At 38.0% G+C, this 6,345-nt stretch carries 7 protein-coding genes and 1 pseudogene; 4 read left to right on the forward strand and 4 right to left on the reverse strand.

Annotated features, from left to right (window positions below):
- The 4 genes from ACXITR_RS11390 to ACXITR_RS11405 form a co-directional block, all read left to right on the forward strand.
- On the forward strand, nucleotides 1-370 hold a 370-nt coding region (locus ACXITR_RS11390; RefSeq protein WP_457997340.1), incomplete at its 5' end, for an RNA-guided endonuclease InsQ/TnpB family protein.
- Nucleotides 371-474: 104 nt separating this feature from the next.
- Complete coding sequence (locus ACXITR_RS11395; protein ID WP_457997341.1) at nucleotides 475-1,542, forward strand: WD40 repeat domain-containing protein; 1,068 nt, start codon at nucleotides 475-477, stop codon at nucleotides 1,540-1,542.
- On the forward strand, nucleotides 1,539-1,823 hold the full coding sequence (locus ACXITR_RS11400) for a DUF3288 family protein (protein WP_457997342.1): 285 nt from the start codon (nucleotides 1,539-1,541) through the stop codon (nucleotides 1,821-1,823). The genes ACXITR_RS11395 and ACXITR_RS11400 overlap by 4 nt, the downstream gene beginning before the upstream one ends.
- Nucleotides 1,801-2,496 carry a YdcF family protein gene (locus tag ACXITR_RS11405; RefSeq protein ID WP_457997343.1) on the forward strand — a complete coding sequence of 232 codons (696 nt, stop codon included), beginning with the start codon at nucleotides 1,801-1,803 and terminating at the stop codon, nucleotides 2,494-2,496. Before ACXITR_RS11400 ends, ACXITR_RS11405 begins: the two co-directional genes overlap by 23 nt.
- 68 nt (nucleotides 2,497-2,564) lie before the next feature.
- Here ACXITR_RS11405 and ACXITR_RS11410 read toward each other — a convergent pair whose 3' ends face one another.
- From ACXITR_RS11410 to ACXITR_RS11425, 4 genes and pseudogenes are all read right to left on the reverse strand, one after another.
- Nucleotides 2,565-3,608, reverse strand: a complete 1,044-nt coding sequence (locus tag ACXITR_RS11410) for a DNA cytosine methyltransferase (RefSeq protein ID WP_457997344.1) — start codon at nucleotides 3,606-3,608, stop codon at nucleotides 2,565-2,567.
- Nucleotides 3,609-3,637: 29 nt separating this feature from the next.
- Nucleotides 3,638-4,477, reverse strand: a pseudogene (locus ACXITR_RS11415) (NgoPII family restriction endonuclease).
- A 221-nt stretch (nucleotides 4,478-4,698) separates the two neighbouring features.
- Nucleotides 4,699-6,096, reverse strand: coding sequence for an argininosuccinate lyase (gene argH, locus ACXITR_RS11420; RefSeq protein ID WP_457997345.1), 1,398 nt, complete (start codon nucleotides 6,094-6,096; stop codon nucleotides 4,699-4,701).
- Between the two features lie 141 nt (nucleotides 6,097-6,237).
- On the reverse strand, nucleotides 6,238-6,345 hold a 108-nt coding region (locus tag ACXITR_RS11425; RefSeq protein ID WP_457997346.1), incomplete at its 5' end, for a transposase.

Here is a 6,345-nt window from a genome sequence, read left to right on the forward strand (position 1 = left end):
GAAAAATCTAGTTAGAAATAGTAAGTTATCAAAAAGTATTAATGATGCTGGTTGGAGTCAGTTTCGTAAATGGTTAGAGTATTTTGGGATGAAATACCGAAAACTAACTATTGCGGTAAATCCAGCCTACACAAGTCAAGATTGTTTTCAATGTGGGAAACGAATCAAGAAAAGTCTTTCCACAAGAACTCATGTTTGCCGTTGTGGATATGTTGAAGACCGTGATACACAAGCATCATTGAATATTTTAAGAAAAGCTACCCAAGGGCATTGGGGAAGCAAGTCCGAGTTATGGGACTTAAACGCTTGGGGAGATTTGTCCTCTATCTTGGTTGGTGGCAACACCTGCCAGGGTAAGACGAGTCAGTGAACCAAGAATCCCCCGCTAAAGCCTCAGCTTACCGGTGGGAGTGTCAATAATAAGCCATAAAATATAAAATGTTATCCTAACCATTATTAATCATTGAAAATGCAATGAAATTTACAAAGCTGTCCCTATTCCTTCTTGTTCTCTTGTCATGGAATGTTTTTTTAACCTCTCCCAGTGAAGCAGAGTCAGAACCCTCTGAGCAAAATATAGAAACTCGTTTTTTCCGTAATCCTAACTTGGCAAATATTGGCAACCGTTGGGGAGATTTAGGATTTTTACTTAGTTTAGAAGAACACACATCCCCTGTTAATGGATTAGCATTTACCCCCGATGGACATACTTTAGTGAGTGTGGGCAGTTTTAATGACCCCCGCATGAGGTTTTGGGAAGTAGAAACGGGCAGACCATTAAAAAATCAAAGGGCGCACGGTTCAGCGGTTAATACCCTTGTTTATAGTCCTGATGGTAAAAGTATTGTCACTACTGGTCAAGCCTCTGATATACGTATCTGGAATGGCAAAACAGGGGAACATGAAACAACTTTTTTAAGCCACGCTAATAATGTAATGGCGATCGCCATTAGCCCTGACAGTAAAACCTTAGTTAGTGGAGCGTTAGATGGCATCAGGGTATGGAACTTAGAATTTAGACGACTATCTTACATCTTAAATAGTGTGGGCAATCCTACCTACGCCCTAGCCATTCATCCCGAAGGAAGAATTTTGGCCAGTGGTGACGGTTCAGGAAAAGTAACCCTCTGGGATTTAACCACCGCCAGAAGAATCAGAGAATTTACCCCCCATAGCTCCCAAATTACAGGGTTAATTTTTACTCCCGATGGCAATAACATTCTTACCAGCTCCCAAGAAAGAAGCGTTAAGATGTGGAATTTAGAAACCCGCTTACAAGTAGCTGAATTTGGACTCCATGGCGATCGCATTCGCACCATAGCCCTATCCCCCGACGGTACAACCCTCGCTAGTGGAGGCAACGATGGAGTAAGAATCTGGGATTTTAATACTACCCAAGAACTAGCCTTCATCCCCTACAATAGAGACTGGGTGCAAACCCTAACCTTTAGCCCCGATAGTAATATCTTGGCAACGGGTTCTTTTAATACCAGAATCGACCTTTGGCAAAGAGGTGGAGGTTTAGTGAGCGAAAATCCATGATCAGAGATCAACAACATCCCCAAGCCCACATTGATAGGGTAATTGTACAAAAAATTTTCGTAGAAGATAAAACCGAACATCACATGGCAGAAGTAGCTAGGTTAAGGATTCGTTACCACAACTTTCCGGGGGCAAGGGATATTCAGCGGGATTTAGATGTGATTTTGCAACAGTGGGACATGACGGAAGACGAACTTTTCTCACAGGTAAGAAAATTACACTCCCAAGGGAAAATATATGGCAAAAAACGAGTAGAAAATGAAGAAGAAGATTGGAGCTAAAAAGGGCTACCGTACCTTAAAAAAACTGCTAAAAATAGTTTTATTCTTCATCTTGGGGATAATAACCATTATTACCCTCCATCTACTCGCTAACGTTTTTCAAGCCCAACAAAATGCCCAACAGCCCACGGATGCCTACTTGGTATTAGGAGGAAGCATTACCAGAGAAATCTATATTGCACAGGTTGCCAAGGAAAACCCCGATATTCCTATCATTATTTCCACAGGATCTGATGATCCTTGTATATTATTACTATTTGAAAGGGAAGGGGCAAGGTTGGATAATACTTGGTTAGAAACCTGCGCCGATTCTACCTTCGACAACTTCTTTTTTTCCGTGCCTATTCTCAAAAGTTGGGGAGTCAGGAAAGTAAAAATGATTACTTCCGAGACTCATCTTCCCCGTGCGGGCATGATGGCAAAAATTAGTTTAATATCTCAGGGAATGGCAGTAGATGTTAACGGTATTCCTGAAGTTGATGGTATTCCTGCAAACCATGAAAGCGATTTAAAGACAAAACTAGATGTTACTCGTAGTCTATGGTGGGCATGGGCAGGGCAATTTATAAATCCCCCTTGTCATAAGGTTATTAACCTTGCGGATGTTGACCTTGAGACTTGGCAACAAAAAGGGTTTGCCTGTGAAAGCAGGGGGAGGATAATGGATAACTAAGGTTTCAGATTTTCTTTTATACACTTCAACTCTATTGCCAGTCTATTACTTGCTGAAATCGAATTATTTTAAAACAAACTTAGTTGTTTTTGAGAATGCAACCTAACCCTTTGTTGATAGCTATTAGTGGGTTTATCTATTTGCTTTTGAATTGCCATTGCTAAATGGAAAGCCAACTGACAAGGCACCGCATTTCCTACCATCTTGTAACCTGCATTGACATTTTGATAGTAAAAAATATGATCATCATCAAAAGTTTGAATCCTTGCACATTCCCTGACACTCAAGCGACGATAAAGATGTTCATAACCAGAAGCAAAAATGCGTTTATCTTTATCCACTAAGGGCATTTTAGGGGCTTGGGGGTGAATCGGTGCGTGTCTTCCCCCAGCCTGAATGGTAAAAGAAGGCTCATCCCAACTTCTTACTCTATTACGAGACATATAAATGCTCGAAAATCCTCCTGTTAAATATTCATGATTAGCAATAAAACATTTACCACCATTGGTATAGGTTTTATTAACTGCGGCAATAGCACTATCTTGTAAATCCCAAATAACATCTTTTAAAACTTTGGATTGATTGATTTTTTGAGGAAATTGAAATTCAAAATTTAAATCTTTTCTAATACCTATAAAAAAGACTCTTTTACGATCTTGTGGTACGCCATAATCAAGTGCATTTAAAAGGGAAAAAGAGAGAATATAACCAGTCTCCATAAATAACTTTTGAATATCATATAGGGCTTGATGATGTCTTTTGGCCAACATTCCCGACACATTTTCTGCTAAAAAGAATAATGGTTTTTTATCCCGTAAAATTCTAATAAATTCAAAAAATAATTGACCTCTTTTATCGTCAATACCTCTTAATGCCCCTGCTTCGCTCCAACTTTGACAGGGAGGACCTCCAATAATACCATCACAATAAGGAATTTCATCGGAAGGAATCTTGGTTATTGAACGTTGATCCAAATGAGTATTAGGAAAATTATTTCTAAAAGTTTCCCAAATGTCTTTATCATATTCATTAGCCCAAATAGTAGAAAAACCTGCTTTTTCAAAACCTTTATCTAATCCTCCAGCCCCTGAAAATAAGGATACTATTTTCACTTTTTTATCTCCTACGATGATGATTAAAGTTATCTATAAAAAGTAATTAACTTTCCCTCTATTAACTGAGCTGGGTTATTTGGATTTTTAATATTCACATCTTTTATTCCTAATTCTTTAGAGGATTCTATGGAATGACGATCAGTTTGAGAAAAAGATAAATACTTTTGTTTTTTCATCAAAACAATTAATGAAAATTGATAATTATTATTAACTTCAAATAGATAATTAAATGCCTTAATGGGATTAGCAATATGCCACATTCCTCTAATTCTTAAATCTGTAATGCCTAAAGGATCAATTTTTTTTACTTTCCCCAATTCTTTAGTTTCAGTAAACTCCAGATCGGAAATATTATTAATTCCTTTAGATATAATTAACTTTATTCTTTGATAAATACTTTAATCGGCGGTATAACAATCACCATAAACCATACATAAAGTTTTTAACAAACCATCTTTAACGTATCCAATACTATAAATTATATCTTTTTCTTGCCAACTTTCACATTCTCGACAAGATTTAGTTATCATCGGGCTATTACTATATAGTTTATCTTTGGGATAAGAACTATTTAAAGCAATACTGGAGTTATTAGATTCTATTTTTTTTATTTCAATAGCATCCCCATTTTTTAAAATTAAATCAGGGGGATTATTTTTATTCCCTAAATAAGAATATACTTGAGATATTTTTTGTAAGCGTATATTTTCATCTTTTTCTTGTAATGTATTAGCGAATATATCTTGTATGAAAATTTCTAAGCCTTGACCAACATTATTAATTCTATTTTTACCTGTATTAACATTATATATTTCAGTATTAATATTTCTCATAACTGTTAAACAGGCTTGTAAAATATTGGACATTTTTTTATTGTGGTAATATAATGATTTTTTTAAAAATACTGATTTTGCTGGTTAAGGCTATTGCTTGTATGAATAAAATTTATTTGACCTTATTTTCTAAACTTTTTTATCAGAAAAACTACCCGCTAATTAAATCCATCAACTATTGAATTATTGGGGTAGTTTAACCTGAGTTGAAAATAGGATTTTTAGGATACTTTGAGACTTAGATTATAGTAAAACTATTCCCCATTGCCCTCGTTAATCAACGTTTTAAGATTATCGATCGCCCTATGAACCTGATCAAAACCTGTTCCTCCATAGCTATTACGGGCTTTTACCACCTGTTTCGGGGCGATCGCCTCATAAATGTCATTTTCAAAGGCAGGGTGTAACTCTTGCCATTCTGATAAAGTTAAATCCTTTAATAGTTTTCCTGCACTGAGGGAAGTTTTAACCACCTTACCCACCAAGTTATAAGCCTCACGGAAAGGCACACCTTTAGACGCTAGATAGTCCGCTACATCGGTGGCATTGGAAAAGTCTTCATTAACTGCCTCCTCTAGCCTAGCGGTGCGAAACTCTAACCCTTCGGATAACAAAATAGTCATCGCCTGTAAGCTACCCTTAACGGTTTTTACCGTATCAAAGATACCCTCTTTGTCTTCCTGTAAGTCTTTGTTATAGGCTAGGGGTAAACCTTTCATGATGGTTAACATAGCCTGTAGGTGTCCAAATACTCGCCCTGTTTTACCGCGCACTAATTCAGGAATATCTGGATTTTTCTTTTGGGGCATGATACTAGAACCCGTGGAGCAACTATCTTTGAGGGTAATAAAGCTAAATTCTTGGGATGCCCACAAAATCATCTCCTCACTGATGCGGCTTAGGTGTACCATAATCAGACTAGAAGCACTTAAAAACTCGATGGCAAAATCCCTGTCGCTGACTCCATCAAGGCTATTTTCATACACAGAGCCAAAATTTAGTAATTCTGCACTATAGTGACGGTCAATGGGGAAGGTAGTACCAGCCAAAGCACCACAGCCGAGGGGGGAGATATTGGTGCGATCGTAAATTTGTTCTAGTCGTTGCCAGTCCCTTTGTGCCATTTGAGCGTATGCCATAAGGTGATGAGCCAAGCTGATGGGTTGCGCCCGTTGTAGGTGAGTATATCCGGGGATGAGGGTTTCTACGTGGTTTTGTGCATGGTTTAAAAGGGCTAATTGCCAGTTTCGTAATAATTCTTGAATTTGTTTGATTTGATCCCGTAAATATAAACGAATATCCGTCCCCACTTGGTCATTGCGCGATCGCCCCGTGTGCAACTTTTTCCCCACTGCGCCCACAATTTCCGTTAGCCTTCTTTCCACCGCAAAATGGACATCCTCTTGGTCAATGCCAGGGTTAAAATTTCCTGCCCGATATTCTTGACGCACTTGTTCTAGTCCTGTCACAAGGGTTTCTCCCTCCTCAGGGGTGATAATACCTGTTTTTGCCAACATTTTGGCATGGGCTACCGAGCCAGTTAAATCATATTCGATCAATTCAATATCAAAGCCAATACTGGCGTTAAACTCAGCAATGATAGGATGTAAAGAGGTTTCAAAGCGATCGCTCCAGGTAGTTTTTTTAGTCACAGTTACTATAGGATTTAAATATTTTTACTATCAAAATCATAAAGCCAAACTAATGATAATGAGTAATCAATAATTGAATGTCGGTTGCGGCAGTCCCCAATCTCAGCGTAGCGGATTGGGGAAGGATAGCAACACCCAATTTTATTTCCCTCCTTCCTGATTCTTTATGTACTGTTTGAGCTTTTCGATAGTAGCTCCCCCTGTACTGGAAACATAGTAAGAGCCAGACCAGAAAGAAACTTTTCCCCA

Source organism: Cyanobacterium sp., assembly GCF_054166785.1.